The 16,616-nt window shown below is 44.6% G+C and carries 11 protein-coding genes; 5 read left to right on the top strand and 6 right to left on the bottom strand.

What is annotated here, in order from left to right:
- Nucleotides 1-44 precede the first annotated feature (44 nt).
- The 3 genes from ACE1B6_RS15130 to rpoB form a co-directional block, all read right to left on the bottom strand.
- Nucleotides 45-4,172, bottom strand: a complete 4,128-nt coding sequence (locus ACE1B6_RS15130) for a DNA-directed RNA polymerase subunit beta' (RefSeq protein WP_413258107.1) — start codon at nt 4,170-4,172, stop codon at nt 45-47.
- Nucleotides 4,173-4,295: 123 nt separating this feature from the next.
- Nucleotides 4,296-6,188 carry a DNA-directed RNA polymerase subunit gamma gene (locus tag ACE1B6_RS15125; RefSeq protein ID WP_413258071.1) on the bottom strand — a complete coding sequence of 631 codons (1,893 nt, stop codon included), beginning with the start codon at nt 6,186-6,188 and terminating at the stop codon, nt 4,296-4,298.
- A gap of 79 nt (nt 6,189-6,267) precedes the next feature.
- Complete coding sequence (rpoB, locus tag ACE1B6_RS15120; protein ID WP_459563030.1) at nt 6,268-9,615, bottom strand: DNA-directed RNA polymerase subunit beta; 3,348 nt, start codon at nt 9,613-9,615, stop codon at nt 6,268-6,270.
- Nucleotides 9,616-9,640: 25 nt separating this feature from the next.
- Between rpoB and ACE1B6_RS15115 the strand changes: the two genes are divergently transcribed.
- A complete protein-coding gene (locus ACE1B6_RS15115; protein ID WP_413258070.1) occupies nt 9,641-10,036 on the top strand; it encodes a hypothetical protein in 396 nt (131 codons plus the stop codon).
- Between the two features lie 259 nt (nt 10,037-10,295).
- Here ACE1B6_RS15115 and ACE1B6_RS15110 read toward each other — a convergent pair whose 3' ends face one another.
- Nucleotides 10,296-11,090, bottom strand: coding sequence for a TatD family hydrolase (locus ACE1B6_RS15110; protein ID WP_413258069.1), 795 nt, complete (start codon nt 11,088-11,090; stop codon nt 10,296-10,298).
- A 98-nt stretch (nt 11,091-11,188) separates the two neighbouring features.
- On the bottom strand, nt 11,189-11,497 hold the full coding sequence (rpsT, locus tag ACE1B6_RS15105; protein ID WP_413258068.1) for a 30S ribosomal protein S20: 309 nt from the start codon (nt 11,495-11,497) through the stop codon (nt 11,189-11,191).
- Between the two features lie 272 nt (nt 11,498-11,769).
- On the opposite strand from rpsT, the gene hisD reads away from it, so the two are divergent.
- The 3 genes from hisD (at nt 11,770) to ACE1B6_RS15090 (ending at nt 15,081) form a co-directional block, all read left to right on the top strand.
- On the top strand, nt 11,770-13,104 hold the full coding sequence (hisD, locus tag ACE1B6_RS15100; protein ID WP_413258067.1) for a histidinol dehydrogenase: 1,335 nt from the start codon (nt 11,770-11,772) through the stop codon (nt 13,102-13,104).
- 371 nt (nt 13,105-13,475) lie between these two features.
- Entirely contained in the window at nt 13,476-13,901 is a 426-nt protein-coding gene (locus ACE1B6_RS15095) for a universal stress protein (protein WP_413258066.1), read from the top strand.
- 325 nt (nt 13,902-14,226) lie between these two features.
- On the top strand, nt 14,227-15,081 hold the full coding sequence (locus tag ACE1B6_RS15090; protein WP_413258065.1) for a DUF928 domain-containing protein: 855 nt from the start codon (nt 14,227-14,229) through the stop codon (nt 15,079-15,081).
- A 43-nt stretch (nt 15,082-15,124) separates the two neighbouring features.
- Here the strand turns inward: ACE1B6_RS15090 and ACE1B6_RS15085 are convergent, their stop codons facing one another.
- Complete coding sequence (locus tag ACE1B6_RS15085) at nt 15,125-15,517, bottom strand: hypothetical protein (protein ID WP_413258064.1); 393 nt, start codon at nt 15,515-15,517, stop codon at nt 15,125-15,127.
- Between the two features lie 189 nt (nt 15,518-15,706).
- On the opposite strand from ACE1B6_RS15085, the gene hslO reads away from it, so the two are divergent.
- A complete protein-coding gene (gene hslO / locus ACE1B6_RS15080) occupies nt 15,707-16,609 on the top strand; it encodes an Hsp33 family molecular chaperone HslO (RefSeq protein ID WP_413258063.1) in 903 nt (300 codons plus the stop codon).
- Nucleotides 16,610-16,616: the final 7 nt, after the last annotated feature.

Genomic DNA, 16,616 nt, shown 5'->3' with positions numbered 1-16,616 from the left:
CAAAAGAAAGAATTTTGACTCTTAACTTTTTACTTTTTACTTATCTAGTCCATGTCATCATCATCATCTTCATCATCTTCCATGTCATCATCTCCGTAGATTTCATCATCGATCAATTCATCACCATCAGCTAGGAAAGAGTAACCATTACGACCTTTAGTAGGTTCGATTTCTCTGTCTTCTCTGCTCATTTCCATGCGGTAATTACGTGCTGTTCGATCGTCCAAAACCACCTCAGACAAATTTACTTCATCATCCAACACGCCACTGCCGTCATAACTTAGATCGATATCAGGAGTAGACATCGCTTCTTCATAAGCATTGAATCCTGTACCAGCAGGAATCAAACGTCCGATGATGACATTTTCTTTAAGTCCGCGCAACCAGTCAGACTTACCTTCAATAGCGGCTTCTGTCAAGACTCTGGTTGTTTCTTGGAAGGAAGCAGCAGAGATGAAGCTATCCGTATTCAAGCTAGCCTTTGTGATTCCTAGCAGGACGGGAGTGTACTGAGCAGTAGCAGCACCAGTAATCGACATCGCTTCATTTACTTGCTCAATTTGCCGCAGTTCCACTAGTTCCCCTGGCAGCATTACCGTGTCGCCTCCGTCATCAACTCTGACTTTAGAGGTCATTTGGCGGACGATTACTTCGATGTGTTTATCGGAAATTTCAATCCCTTGTGATTGGTATACAGATTGAACTTCATTGACTAAGAAGGTTTGGCAAGCTCTTAACGCAGCTAAAGAAGCTTCGTAAATACCGCGACTTTCCCGATGTAACTCGAAGAAAATTTCTAGAATTTCATGAGGATTTGATGGGCCATCAGTTAAAGGTTCCCCAGCATCTACCTCTTGTCCATCACCAACGATAACGTTTTGTCCGGGACCAATGGGATATTCCGCGATTACGCCGTCGGATTCGATTACTTTGATTTCGTGAGGTTCGTCATCTCCGTAAACGATTTGTACTGTTCCGGGGCGACGGGCGAGGATGCAAGCTTCTTTTGGTTTTCTGGCTTCTAGGAGTTCTTCGATTCTCGGTAAACCTTGAATGATGTCTCCAGTTTTTGTCCTTTCAAATACCAGTAGTACTAAGTTGTCTCCCCGTTGTACTAAGTCGCCGTCGTCTATGTGTAAGATTGCGCCGTTAGATACGCGATAAGGTCGGGCGATTCGCATTACGACTGCAACGCCTTTGTCGGTTTCGTTGAGGGCAACTACCATGCCGGAGGAAGGTGCTACTACTTCTGGGGCGATCGTTGAGCCGTCGGTAATCAGGTCGTTAACTTTAACGGAAAGCTCTTTTTTGCTAGTAACGGTGGTTTCGATAGTGATTAAGTCAGTTTCTCTGACTATTAACACGCGGCGGATTGCTTCTGCACCTTCTTTGATCCCGCGAATTTCTCCAGCTTCTTTACATTGAATTTCGGTGCGGGCGACTACTGCCCCTGGAGGAATTTCTTGTCCGTTTTGGACTAGGAGGCGGGTTTGGGTGCTGCCTTGGGTGGCATCTGCGGCTACATCGCGACGAATTACTAATGATTCTAGGATCACTAGTTGAAGTCGCATGACTTCGGGGTCATTTTGGTCGGGGATGAGTTCGATGTCTGCGGCTAGTTGGGGTGCGTCTCTACCAATTTCTAGTACTAGTTGGGTTCGCAGTAGGTCTAAGCCTTCTACAGATTTGACTCTTTCTCCGTCTTTATATGGTAGTCTTTGGACGGCTCGCAGTTCTAAGGATTGGGTGAGTTCTGTATTTTGGGTTAATGAGTTTTCCTCTTCTGGGATTTCTCGGTTTTTAATCTGTGTTTGTTCTCCTGCCGCTGATGAGGCTCTTTGGGTAGGGACGCTGGGTTGGTCGGGTATGTGGTATTCCTGTACTGGACGGAGTAGGAGGGCTGGGCCTTCTGGGGTTTCGATGTATTCTAGGTAGCGCAGTTCTTGAGGCGTGATGCCGGGGTAGACTTCTTGACCTGGGTGGACTAGGCTGCCTGTGTTTTCGGTGATGATGGTGCGATGATCGGGAGCGATCGCATCTAAATCATCAATTAAATGCAAATCTCCCGGTTTAATTACGATTTCCCGCAAGATGTCGTTTTTCTGTACGACTTCAATCACCCCAGAAGTACTACAGAAGATATCTTTGACTACTTCAGTTCCGGCTTCGATAAATTGTCCGTCTTCGACTAGTAGTAGGGAGATGTCTTTGTTGACTTCGTGGGCTTCTTCTGGTATCCAAAGGAGCGTGCCGCCTTGGATGACTTCGTAGCCTTGTTTAGCTTTGCCGCGTTTGGCTACTTCTACTCCGGCGTATTTAATGATGCCGCCTGTGTGGGTACGGTAGCGATCGTCTATCAGTTCAGCTACTACCTGATTATTTTGCACTTTTGTACCCGGTGCCGCTTTCAAGGAAAACAGTTGTCCGCTTTGGGTTTCAATCAGGTAATGGTCAACGCCTTGGTATTTTTCGGCGCGAACTTTGGCGGTGTCTAAGAGGACAGAAGCCGTGATAATTTCGATTTCACGGGCTCCGCCTGTGGTGTTTTCTTGCGGGAGTCGGACTACGCCACCATGTTCGCTGATTAGTTTGGTTTCGGCGAGGACGCTGTTTGCTTGGATTTTGTCGTTGTTTTTAACTACTGGTTCGGCTCCGGGTGGGAGGTTGTATACTTCTCCTGAGAGTACCCAGACTAGTCCACCGCGTTGGGCGATTCTAGTGGTGTTGCCTTGGCGATCGGTTTTTTCTTCCGGTATCAAGTCAGCGAATTTGACTTCTCCGGCTAAGTCAGATGCCACGTCTTTTACAGCTTTTTCGGTGCTGCGTCGGACGTTGCGCCCAGTAATCGGGACTTCTCCGAGCATTTTTCCGGGTCTGACTTTGCTGTTATCTGCGGCTAAGAGGATTGAACCTTGGATAATTGGGAAGGTTTCGGCGTTGTCTGTTCCGGTGATGGTGATTTCGCCATTGGTTTCGGCGATGAAGGCTTCTTCTCCATGACGGGTACGATGGGGACGGGTACGGAGGCTGCGGCTATATTTGATTGTGCCTTCGATGCTGGATTTGATGACTCTTGCTACTTCTCCGGTGAATACGCCTCCGGTGTGGAAGGTTCTCATGGTTAGCTGGGTTCCGGGTTCGCCGATCGATTGGGCCGCAATAATACCTACAGCTTCCCCTAAATCTACCATTTTGCCGTGAGCTAAGCTCCATCCGTAGCAAGCTTGACAGACGGAACGGGCGGCTTCGCAGGTAAGGGGACTGCGGAGGATGACTTCTTCTACTTTGGCTTTGCCGATTTCGGCGGCTAAGTCATCGTCAATGTGTTGGTTGCGTTTGGCGATGATTTCTCCGGTTCGGGGGTGGGTGACATCGGCGGCTAACATTCTTCCGAGTAGGCGGTCTTTCAGAGGGATGAGGACGCGATCGCCATCTGTCATCGGCTTCATCGAAATCCCCCGATTAGTTCCGCAGTCGAGTTCCCGAATAATTACATCTTGGGAAACATCCACCAAACGGCGAGTTAAGTAACCAGAATCCGCCGTTCTTAAAGCAGTATCTACTAGACCCTTCCGCGCACCGTAAGAAGAAATAATGTATTCCGTAACAGTTAATCCTTCCCGGAAATTAGTTTTAATTGGTAAGTCAATGATTCGTCCTTGAGGATCTGCCATTAATCCCCGCATTCCTACTAACTGACGAACCTGAGAAATGTTACCTCTAGCACCCGAAAACGCCATCATGTAAACGGAGTTCAGGGGGTCTTTTTTGCGGAAGTTAGTCACAACTTCATCTTTTAAAATTTCTGAAGTACTGTTCCAAGTATCAATTACTTTTTGGAAGCGTTCTACTTCGGTAATTTCCCCTCTGGAATAACGCTGTTCAGTATTCCGAATTTCTTCTTCTGCTGCTTCTAAAAGGTCGCGTTTGCTATCAGGTACTTGCAAATCATCTACTGATATAGATACTCCAGCTTTAGTAGCATAGCGAAAACCTAAATCTTTAAGTTTGTCTGCAATTTGAGCAGTTCTGGCAGTTCCATAGTTGGTAAATGCCCAGGTAATTAATCTTTTTAATTGACCTTTATCTACAACGTGATTACGAAATACTTGTTCTTCTGTCATGGCGTTTTGAGTTATGAATTCTAAGTTTTGAGTTTTAAGTTTAGTTATGAATTTTAAGTTTTGAGTTTTCGGGAAATCAATAACTCAAAACTCATAACTCAGTACGGGCGGGTTTAGCAGATAATTTCGTTGTCATAACAGAGAAGTCAACAACAAAACCCGCCCCTACAATTAGCGGATGGCATTTTCAATGGTCTTATTGAAAATAATCCTTCCCGGAGTAGTGCGAATATATTGGCTAATTAAATTACCTTCTGCATCTTCCCGAACTCGGCGCAAAACCGCACCACTTTTTTCGCCGATGTATGTTTTCACTACAATCTGTCCATCGTCGGAACGTTCTTCACTTGCGAGTTTTTCTGGTTCTGAATGTACAGTTTTGCCATTAAACCTCACCATTATGTAGGAGTGCAGATTAATTTGTTTTTGTTCGTAGGCAACAATTACATCATCAAGAGTAGCGAAATAGCGGTCTTTATCTTTGGCATAAGCGGGATTTTCCGCGGTTAAATAATAGCAACCGAGAACCATATCTTGGCTAGGAGTAACAATTGGTCTACCAGTTGCCGGAGACAAGATATTATTAGAAGCTAACATTAACAATCTTGCTTCTGCCTGAGATTCTAAAGATAAAGGAACGTGAACCGCCATTTGGTCGCCGTCGAAGTCAGCGTTAAATGCTGGACAAACTAATGGGTGTAATTGAATTGCCCTTCCTTCTACTAAAATTGGTTCAAAAGATTGAATCCCTAATCTGTGTAATGTAGGAGCCCGGTTTAGTAATACTGGATGTCCTTCGATTACCTCTTCCAAAACATTCCAAACACTTGGATCGTTGCGTTGAATTAATTTTTTTGCGGCTTTAATATTGTTAACTAAACCTTGGCGAATTAGGCGATGGATGACGAAGGGTTGGAAAAGTTCGATCGCCATTTCCCGCGGCAACCCACACTGGTGAATCTTTAATTTCGGACCCACCACAATTACAGAACGACCGGAATAATCCACCCGTTTACCTAACAAGTTTTGCCGGAAACGTCCTTGCTTCCCTTCAATAATATCCGACAAAGATTTCAACGGACGATTATTTGCTCCAACTACCGTTCTACCCCGCCGACCATTATCAATTAAAGCGTCTACTGCTTCTTGCAACATCCGTTTTTCGTTACGGACAATGATTTCAGGAGCTAAAATTTCTTGTAATCTAGCTAAGCGATTATTTCGATTAATTACCCGACGATACAAATCATTTAAATCCGAAGTCGCAAACCGACCACCATCTAATTGCACCATCGGGCGTAAATCAGGCGGAATCACAGGAATAACTTCTAAAACCATCCAATCTGGTTGCGAACCAGTGGCAACAAAGTTATCCATAACGCGCAATCTTTTAATTAATTTGGCGCGTTTTTGTCCCTTAGCGGAAGCAATTTCTTCGCGTAGTTGTTCGGCTTCCTTTTCTAAATTCAAATCTTGCAATAATCTTTGCAGCGCCTCGGCACCAATTCCCACTTCTACCCCTGCAAGTTGGGTATCCTCACTATAAATTTGATCCTCAATTTCCATCCACTGATCTTCAGTCAGCAGTTGCTTATAAGTGAGATTAGGAGCATTACCCGGATCTAGAACTACATAAGCATTAAAGTAAACAATTTGTTCTACATCCCGCAAGGGCATATCTAAGAGAATTGCAATATAAGAAGGAATTCCCTTGAGATACCAAACATGAGCTACTGGGGCTGCCAATTTAATATAGCCCATCCTATGTCGCCGCACTCTAGATTCAGTTACTTCTACGCCGCAACGTTCGCAAACAATACCTCTATGTCTGACTCTTTTATATTTACCGCAATGACATTCCCAATCTTTTGCCGGCCCAAAAATTCGCTCGCAAAATAAGCCATCCATTTCAGGCTTTAGGGTGCGGTAGTTAATAGTTTCTGGCTTAGTTACTTCCCCAACAATTTGCCCGTTAGGTAGAGTTCTTTCTCCCCAGATGCGAATTCTGTCTGGTGAAGCAATGCCAATTTTTACATAATCAAAACGCTGTTCCAGCTTTGCCATCTTTCCAATTTTCGATTTGAGATTTTAGTTTTTTGGTCTTGAGATGCCCGACTTCTTCAAGAAGTCGGGCATCTTTTACTTATTCTTCTTCTTCTACCAAATCCTCACGAGTCAAAGACTCATAAGTTGGCTTGCTAGGAGTCCGACGACCTCCCACATCTGCCATCAAATCAACTTCCACATCTCTGGTGCTACCATCTTCTTGGGTTTCCACTTTATGCACCGCAATATCCAATCCCAAAGATTGTAATTCGCGCATTAATACTTTGAAAGATTCTGGTGTCCCAGGACGAGGAATTGCTTTACCTTTAACGATCGCATTTAACGCCTCATTCCGCCCCTGCATATCGTCAGATTTTACTGTCAGCAATTCTTGTAAAGTGTAAGCTGCGCCGAATGCTTCTAGCGCCCACACTTCCATTTCTCCAAACCGCTGACCACCTTGTTGGGCTTTACCACCCAGAGGTTGCTGTGTCACCAAGGAGTATGGGCCAGTGGAACGGGCGTGAATCTTATCATCGACCAAGTGGACTAGTTTGAGCATATAAGCTTTTCCTACGGTCACTGGACGATCGAACGGTTCCCCAGTGCGCCCATCATAGACGACAATCTTACCAGGGTGTTCTGGTCGGAACAGCCACTCTTTCCCACTTTCATCCCTGGCTTGGTCTAGTTTGCCATGCACTGTTGCCCGTGAAGCCTCTTGTCCATAACGTTCATCAAATGGGATAATCTTGAACCGATAACCCAAGTTTTCTCCTGCCCAAGAAAGCAAGCATTCAAAAACCTGTCCCACATTCATCCGCGAAGGTACACCCAAGGGGTTTAATACGATATCCACCGGAGTACCATCGGGTAAATAAGGCATATCTTCCAAAGGCAGAATCCGGGAAATAATCCCTTTATTCCCATGACGACCTGCCATTTTATCGCCTACTTGGATTTTCCGTTTTTGGGCAACATAAACGCGGACGACCATGTTTGCACCTGGGGGTAGTTCGTCCCCTTGTTCGCGAGTAAATACCCGCACATCCACAACCCGACCTTTTTCGCCGTTAGGTACGCGCAGGGAGTTATCTCGCACATCTCTGGCTTTTTCCCCGAAAATTGCCCGTAAGAGTTTTTCTTCTGGGGGTTGGTCAGATTCACCTTTTGGTGTAACTTTACCAACGAGAATATCTCCCGATTCTACCCAAGCACCAATGCGAATGATTCCGGTTTCATCGAGTTGTCTGAGGGCATCTTCCCCAACGTTGGGAATTTCACGGGTAATTTCTTCTGGGCCTAGTTTGGTTTGTCTGGCTTCAATTTCAAATTTTTCAACGTGAATTGAAGTGTAAATATCCTGATAAACTAAACGTTCGCTAATTAGGATTGCGTCTTCGTAGTTATAGCCTTCCCAAGGCATATAAGCGACTAGGATGTTATGTCCTAATGCTAGTTCGCCGCCTTCTGTGGCTGAACCATCTGCCATTACTTGACCTGCTTGTACTTTATCGCCTACGTGGACGATCGGTCTTTGATTTAAGCAGGTATCCTGGTTAGAACGTTGATATTTTTGCAGGACGTATTCAATTTCTTTGGGCTGTTCTTCTTTCCCGTCGCTTCCTATTGATGACGCAGGACGAACCCTGATTCTTTCGGCATCAACATAAGTAACTTCTCCATCCGTCCGAGAAACAATCACCATCCCGCTATCTCTAGCTGCTTGGGCTTCCAGTCCCGTACCTACTAAGGGTCGTTCTGGCCTGAGTAATGGCACCGCTTGGCGCTGCATATTGGAACCCATCAGAGCCCGGTTTGCGTCGTCATGTTCTAAGAAGGGAATCAAAGAAGTAGCGACGGAAATAATTTGTACTGGAGAAACGGCTACATAGTCTACTTGGTCTGGAGTAGTGGTCGTAAATTCTTGGCGATAACGTACTGGGACGGTATCTCCTAAAATTCTGCCGTTTTCGTCAAAGGGAATGTCCCCTGGTGCTACCCGCTTGTCGTCTTCTTCGTCTGCGGTCATGTAGGCTGGGGGCAGGTGCGATAGGACTATGCTGTTTTCTACTCGCCAGAAAGGAGTTTCTAAGAAACCGTACTGATTCACCCTCGCGTGGGTAGCCAAGGAACTAATTAAGCCAGCGTTTGGCCCTTCAGGTGTTTCAATAGGACAAACTCGACCATAGTGTGAGGGGTGAATATCTCGAACGGCAAACCCTGCCCTTTCTCTGGTCAATCCTCCGGGGCCTAGTGCAGAAAGTCGCCGTTTGTGGGTTAATTCTGCTAGGGGGTTGGTTTGATCCATAAACTGCGAGAGTTGGGAGGAACCAAAGAATTCTTTAATTGCCGCAACTAAAGGTTTGGGGTTAACTAAAGATGCAGGTGTCAAAACTTCCGCATCGGAAACGGTCATCCGTTCTCTAATTATCCGTTCTAGACGGTTTAATCCGACGCGGACTTGGTTTTGCAGGAGTTCGCCGACGCTACGAACGCGACGGTTGCCTAAGTGGTCGATGTCGTCTGTGTTACCAATATCAAACTCCAAGTTGATTAGGTAGTCGATGCTGGCAAGAATGTCTTGGGGTGTAAGTACTCGCACTGTGTCTGGAACACTCAAGCGCAGTTTGCGGTTGAGTTTGTAGCGCCCCACTCTTCCTAAGTCGTAGCGTTTGGGGTCGAAGAAGCGGGAATCTAGGAGTTGTTGACCGCCAGATACGGTGGGTGGTTCCCCTGGACGTAGTTTGCGGTACAGTTCCATCAAGGCTTCTTCTTCGGAAGGGTTGCCTTCTTTTTCCAGGGTTTTCTGGAAGTATTCTGGGTGACGCAGGGCATCGAAGATTTCGTTGTCTGCTAGTCCCAAGGATTTTAAGAGGACTTGGGCGGAAAGTTTGCGGGTTTTGTCGATTCTGACCCAAACTAAGTCGTTTTTGTCGGTTTCAAATTTCAGCCATGCGCCGCGGTTGGGGATGAGGGAGGCGGAGTAGGTACGACGACCGTTTTTGTCTACTTCTGATTTGTAGTAAACTCCGGGGGAACGGACGATTTGGTTGACGATGACTCGTTCGGCACCGTTGATGATGAAGGTACCGCGATCGGTCATTAAAGGTAGATCGCCGATGAATACTTCTTGTTCTTTAATTCTACCTGTTTCTTTGTTGAGCAAACGGGTGGGAACGTACATTTGTACGGCATAAGTGCTGTCCCGGCGTTTGGCTTCGTCTACGTCGTATTTTGGTCTTTTTAATTTGTAGTCTTTGCCTAAGAAATGTAGTTCTAGCTTTCCTGTATAGTCGGTAATTGGGGAGAAGCTATTGAGTTCTTCGATTAATCCTTCTTCTAGGAACCAACGAAAGCTGGAGCGTTGGATTTCTACTAGGTCAGGTAGTGTAACATTAGTAGGAGAGTCTTGGGTGGTGTCGTTCATTTGGTCAAGAAGCATAGCGAGTTTTAAGTTTTAGGCGATAGTGAAGAGCGCAACGCTGCGCGATCGCAAACAGAACATCAGTCAGTCAAGTGATTTTGGATTTTCGATGTGGGATTTGTTGATTAATCGAAAATCTAAAATCGAAAATCTTCGGGACGAAGCATTCTCAATCCTAAATCAAAAGTATGAAAATCTCTGTAGTTGGTTAATTGCAAGTCTTGAATCTCAACAAAGGTTTTGTAGATTATCACTAAAACAATCCCAAATTCAAAAAGCACAACCGGATTTATTTATTGATTTACTTCGACGATCGGGATTAATCAAGAAATTCGGTAAATCTGTAAATCCTGGTCAATTTTTGAAGTTTGCCTTTGGCATTTTGCCTCGATCGATCGCTGGAAAAGCTGCTCTCATAAAGTTAAATCTTGGTGGTTAGGCGAGCAAATTTAAAAATATCAGGCTTTTCACCTCTGGCGATCGGTAGCAGTCATTTGCCTGTGTAGTTCTTTTGTGGCTATGATATTGTAGCGTAGCAATAGTGTTTAGGTTAACTCCTTGATTCACGGCGCTTTCCCCCACTGTGTTTTCCCCCTTAAACATTATGGCGCAATGTTACCCATATTTGTTGACCTAAAACGGTTTTTTTAGTATGGGAATGAGAATTTTTTCACCGATCGGTTGTAACAAGTAGCAGTTTACACCTGATTAGCCATAATTGGCAGACCAAATAATTGACAAGCATTTTGAGTTGTGGTGTTGGCGAAGTCTTCTAGGGACACGCCACGTAACTCAGCCACAAATTCCGCTACATAGCGAACGTAAGCTGGTTCATTCCGTTTTCCCCGTTTGGGAACTGGGGCCAGAAATGGGCAATCTGTTTCCACGAGCAACCGATTTTGAGGAATCATTTTGGCTGATTCTTGAATTGCGGTAGCGTTTTTGAATGTTACTATACCACTGAGGCTAATATAGAAACCTAAGTCTAAAAACCATTGGGTTTCTTCGGGAGTTCCGCCCCAACAGTGCATCACTCCGTTGACTGAGCCAGAGTTTGCCCAAAAATCCTGCATTAGTTCTCGCATTCGCTCGGCGGCATTGCGACAATGAATAATCACTGGTTTTTGCGCTTTTCGGGCTATTTCCAGTTGAGCGATCAATATTTCTTCCTGCTGTTGTTGGTTTTCGGCCTTGTAAAAGTCCAGTCCAATTTCGCCTAGAGCGACTACTTTCGGATCTGAACTAGACAAGGCAGTAATTTGCTCAGAGGTGTTAGCTGTCCACTTTTCGGTATCTAGCGGATGTAGACCTACAGCAAAAAACAGTTCAGGAAACCGCCTAGAAAGCTGCTGAATGCCTGGGAATTCATCTGGATGGACGCAAGAGTGTACTAGTGAAACCACTCCTGCATCGCGCCAGCGTTGCCCGATCGCATCCAAATCTGCCTGAAACACATCAAAGTTGATGTGTACATGGGTATCAATCAACTGCATGGTTAGGGGGAAGTTTTAGGTTTTGAGTTTTCAGTTCTGAGTTTTGAGTTAAGAAGTTTTATTGCTCTCCTGCTCCCCTACCCCCCTGCCTCCTCTGCTCAGGAAGCCGTAGCGGTTGCTTGGCTAGTTTGGCGTTTTAAGGTACGAGCTAGACGAGATTTTTTCCTTGCCCCTGTGTTGGGATGCAGTACGCCTTTTTTCACGGCTTTGTCGATTTTGCTGTAAGCAGCTGACATCCGCTGCTGTACATCATTGAGCGATTCTGGGGTAGGATTAGCAGCATAGCTGTCTACTGCTGCAAAATATCCCTTCATCAGCGTTCTGACTGCTGATTTGTAAGCTTTGTTACGCAAACGGTTGCGTTCGGCAATTTTGACGCGCTTAATAGCGGATTTAATATTAGCCACTGCTGTTGTTCCGAAGCTACTCTATCTAATAAACATTGAAAGTCCTGGAAAAACTAATATAACATCTATGCTGACGTGGGAGCGATCCGCGATCGAGATCTCAAGTTAAGCTAGAGAAACAAATATTGGGCAAGCCTGGAAAATTGGGATGAGTTGACCAAGCATACTGAATCTAAAAACAGATGGTTTGACAACCAACCCCGCAAAATTACCAGGGTGTCTGTGCCCCACACACAAACGGGTAACTTCCTAAGATTGGCATTCCTAACTCCATGCTGCGAATCATTACTGAGCGGACTGAGGCAGAAGCAGAATTGCGACGTATCCGCGATCGCACTTCTACTGACCAGATTGTTCATAAAGAAGCAACAGTTCGAGAAGTTCTTCAGCGCGTTAAGGCGCAGGGCGATCGAGCAGTATTGCATTATACGGCGGAATTCGATCAACAAAACTTAACACCAGAAGAGTTGCGGGTCAGCGGTTCCGAAATGGATGCTGCTTATCAGCAAGTCTCGAAAGAATTGCTAAATGCAATTCTTCTGGCAAAAGAACAGGTCGAAGCGTTCCACCGACAGCGAGTACCCAAATCCTGGGTACAGTTTAAAGAAGACGAAGTGGTTTTGGGTAAACGTTACCGACCAGTAGATAAGGCTGGAATTTACGTTCCTGGTGGTCGTGCGGCTTATCCGAGTACGGTGTTGATGAATGCGATTCCAGCTAAGGTGGCTGGAGTATCCCGCATTGTCATGGTGACACCGCCTGGGGCAGATAAAGCGATTTCTCCAGCTGTGTTGGTAGCAGCACAGGAAGCAGGTATTACAGAAATTTACCGCGTGGGAGGAGCGCAAGCGATCGCCGCCCTAGCATTCGGAACCGAAACGATCCCGAAAGTAGATGTAATTACTGGGCCAGGTAACATTTACGTCACTTTGGCGAAAAAATTGGTTTATGGCACTGTGGGCATAGATTCTTTAGCTGGGCCTTCAGAAGTGCTGGTAATTGCCGATAAAAGTGCTAATCCTGTCCATATAGCGGCTGATTTGTTGGCGCAAGCGGAACACGATCCAATGGCTTCAGCAATTCTGTTAACTACGGATTCAACTTTGGCACATAAAGTCCAAGCGGAAGTAGAACTGCAATTAGTGGATCACCCGCGACGGACGCTGACGGAAAAAGCGATCGCTCACTATGGCTTAATCGTGTTTGTGGAGTCCTTAGCTATTGCTGCGGAACTGTCTAACGAATTTGCTCCCGAACACTTAGAACTAGAAGTGGAAGATCCTTGGTCAACCTTGGATTTAATTCGTCACGCTGGGGCAATTTTCCTGGGTCATTCGACACCGGAAGCCGTCGGTGATTACTTAGCTGGGCCAAATCATACCTTACCCACTTCTGGTGCCGCCCGCTACGCCTCGGCTTTGGGCGTGGAAACTTTTATGAAACACTCTAGCTTGATTCAATATTCAGCTACCGCACTCCATAAAGTAGCTGGTGCGATCGATGTCTTGGCAAATGCAGAAGGACTACCTTCCCATGCAGACTCAGTGCGACTAAGAGTTTCTCGACGTGAGTCTGGTCAAGATGGCAATCCTAAATCTTCAACCTAAAGACTATTGACCCCAAAGTTGAATTAAGTTTATTTAATCTCCATTGCTAGGTAGGTGAATGCCGGAAATCATTGATTGCTAAACCTTAAATCAGTATAATTCTGTTCGGTTGCTCTTTCGATCGCGATCGGCCTACCTTTTAGGAGAAATAACGATTCTCTGAACTCATGTAGTTACGTTCTGAAATCGATTTACTGCCAGTGTGCCTCTCCCAGGTTTTGAGTTGAGTCGGCTAGGGTTTGATCGTGAGGCCAGTGGGAAATCATAAAAATTGATAAACCCGCCTTCATTTAATTGGTAATTGAAGATATTTTTATAATTCACGACAGTAAACTCAAAACTAGCAACTACTCTTTCAGGAGGCATGGTTTGTGCTGAAAACAATTTTGGTGGCATTAGATGGGACAGAACTATCGGAACAGGTAATTGATAGTCTTGATGAAGTTAATTTACAGGCAGAAACAAAAATTATCCTCTCTCACGTTATTTCGCCCCCGGATGAGGATGTAGAATGGTCTGCCGATCGACCTCATGGTATTAGTGAGGAAATTCCCTACCGCAAAGTTGAGAAGCAGTTGCAGTCTTACCAAACTAGACTGCCTTACGAGAGTGAATTAGAAATAGTTACAGGCGATCCGGCAGAAGAAATAGTCCGTCTGGCTAATATTTACCATGCTGATTTAATTGTGATTGGTAGTCGGGGATTAACTGGGCTAAAACGGATTTTAGAGCGATCGGTCAGTAGTCAAGTTGTCGAAGATGCTCCTTGCTCAGTGTTACTAGTTAAGCCAAGGTAGTGATAGGCGATCGGCAAACTAAGTATAAAACTTGTCTAAGAAAGAACAAGTAAGTTGATATCCGGGGAATTAACAATAGGAGGTGTAGTTACCAAAGTCAGCAAGTAAATTAAAGGCAACAATCCCTAATCGGAATCTTGACTATTAACAAAGATGTTAGTTACTGACTTTGGGCAATTTAGAGATGAATCGGCGGAAACATTTACTCAAAATACCTAATATCTGAAACAATTTTTGCTGGAATTGAGTCAGATTACAGTATACTAGCTCAAAAAGTTGGTCTGGTTCATTTAGGGTGGCTTTCGTAGAATAAAGCTGGAAAATTATGATTAACGATCGGCAACAAAATCCCTGGATTTTAAGTATAGTATCAATTTTTTTACTTCACTTAGTTACTACCACTAATAGTTCTCATAATCCGCTATTTAAGCGCCTATCAATAGAACTATTTAATGCCCCAGCTTTAGCACAAACTTTGCCCGGAGGTATTCAATATAGTCCGCCCGATCGAGGAGCCCCAAGATCCACAGGCTCCGGCGGAGCTAGAGCGCACGAAACACCCACTATTTTAGAATCAGAAGAAAATTGGACAAGAACTAGAGGTACTCCCACACCCGATCCAAAACCGATTCAAACTATACCAAAAGAATGTATTTCTACCACACCAACTCTTCTAGTACCCCAAAATCATCTAGGATTAACTACTTCTAGTAATCCCACATTTCTGTGGTATTTACCAAGCAAAGATGTAGAAATCATGGTATTTGAATTGCGAAAAGCTGAAGAAAAAGAACCGATTTATGCAGAACAATTACAACCTTCAGCCGGAATAATTCAAATGCAACTCCCCAAAGATAAAGCGAAATTAGAAATAGGAGAAGAATACATTTGGTCAGTATCAGTCTCCTGTGTTAGTGAAGGAAAAAGACGTAAAATATCTGTAGAAGCAGGAATTAAGCGAGTAGCACCTACACCAGAATTAACTAACCAATTATCCCAAGCAAATACCTCTCAAGACAAAGCAAGAGTTTTTGCCCAAAGAGGTTATTGGTATGATGCCTTAGAAACACTTAGTACTGCTTTTACAGCTAATCCTAATCAATCTACCTACTCTGATATTCTTGCCTTATTAGATCAAGTAGGACTAAATGAAATCACCAAAAAAGAGCGCCAACAATAAAAAGTTTGTTGTGAACAATTTATCGCTCACAACAAACTTATCACTAGAGTTCAGTTTGATTATTGGTGACAAATTCTCTTAATCTGAGCAAACCGAAAGTTTGGGCTAAATTCAAAGGGAGTAAAGAGATACCTTCCAAGCGAGATTGTACCCAACCATTACCCCAATACCATTCGTGAAAACCGTCAATTCCTTGACTTAAAATTAAGCGAAGATGGTTGGGTTCTGCTATGTCAACTTGGTGTTGAATGGCGATCGGACCGAGCCAACTAGTAAACTTTAATCCAGTATGAAGTTCCTCTGGTAAATTAGCATCAAAACTTTGCGGCCATAACCACTGTTGCAATTTCCGGGGATAGAGGAGACTCTCTCGAATTGTACTTTCCTCTGCTTCCACCTCAATTCGCAATTTACTTTGTTGAAAATTACCCAGCATAAATTAAATCAATTACCAAACTAACGATATTTTTTTGTACCTTAACATTTCCTTTGTCCTCTTGGGACAAGGAGAGATTAGCGAGGTAAAGAAGGAAAAACTAAACAATCAAGAAAATTTTCTCTTTCGCTCACTGGTTTGAGTGAGAGTCCTTACAATAGTAGATGTTAAGAAATGTAAGGAATTTACATGGCCGATCAGTTAATTAGAGCTACTGCTGCTGATGGAGGAATTCGCGCCGTTGGCGTAATTACCACGCGCCTCACAGAGGAAGCGAGACGGAGACATCAACTTTCCTACGTAGCGACAGCAGCTTTAGGGCGCACGATGTCTGCTGGGTTGTTGTTAGTTTCCAGTATGAAGCGACCTGAATCAAGAGTAAATATTCGGGTGAAAGGAGATGGTCCTTTAGGGGGAATTTTAGTTGATGCTGGATTAGATGGTACAGTGCGGGGTTATGTAGACAATCCGGGAATCGAACTCCCACCGAACGCCAAAGGGAAACTAGATGTAGGGAGAGCAGTAGGTAAGGACGGATATCTGTACGTAGTTCGAGATATAGGATATGGTTATCCTTACTCTAGTACAGTAGAACTGGTTTCTGGGGAAATCGGAGATGATATTTCCTATTACCTGGCTACTTCGGAACAGACACCTTCAGCTTTAGTAGTTGGAGTATTTGTCGAGGCTGGTGTAGTGACTGCATCGGGAGGGATTTTGATTCAAGTGATGCCGAAAGCAGCAACAGATGAAGCCTTGGTTGAAACTTTAGACTCTAGGGTAAACGCATTGTCAGGATTTACACCTTTGCTACAGGCAGGTAATACATTACCAGATATTTTTCAGCAATTGCTGGGAGATATGGGGCTAGAGTTATTACCAGAAGTGCAGCTGCTACGTTTTCAATGTAACTGTTCTTACGAGCGAGTTTTAGGTGCGTTGAAACTTTTGGGAGAAGCGGAATTGCAGGACATGATCGAAAAAGATAATGGTGCTGAGGCAACTTGTCATTTTTGTGGAGAAGTTTATCAAGCTAGTAGCGACGAATTGGCGCAACTGATTTTAGATTTACGAGCCGAATCGTCAGGCTGAAAACGGA

Source organism: Floridaenema fluviatile BLCC-F154 (assembly GCF_041929135.1).
In the GTDB taxonomy this organism is placed as follows: domain Bacteria; phylum Cyanobacteriota; class Cyanobacteriia; order Cyanobacteriales; family Aerosakkonemataceae; genus Floridanema; species Floridanema fluviatile.
Note: the sequence above shows the minus strand (reverse complement) of the source record. Positions and strands in the feature narration are given on the sequence as shown.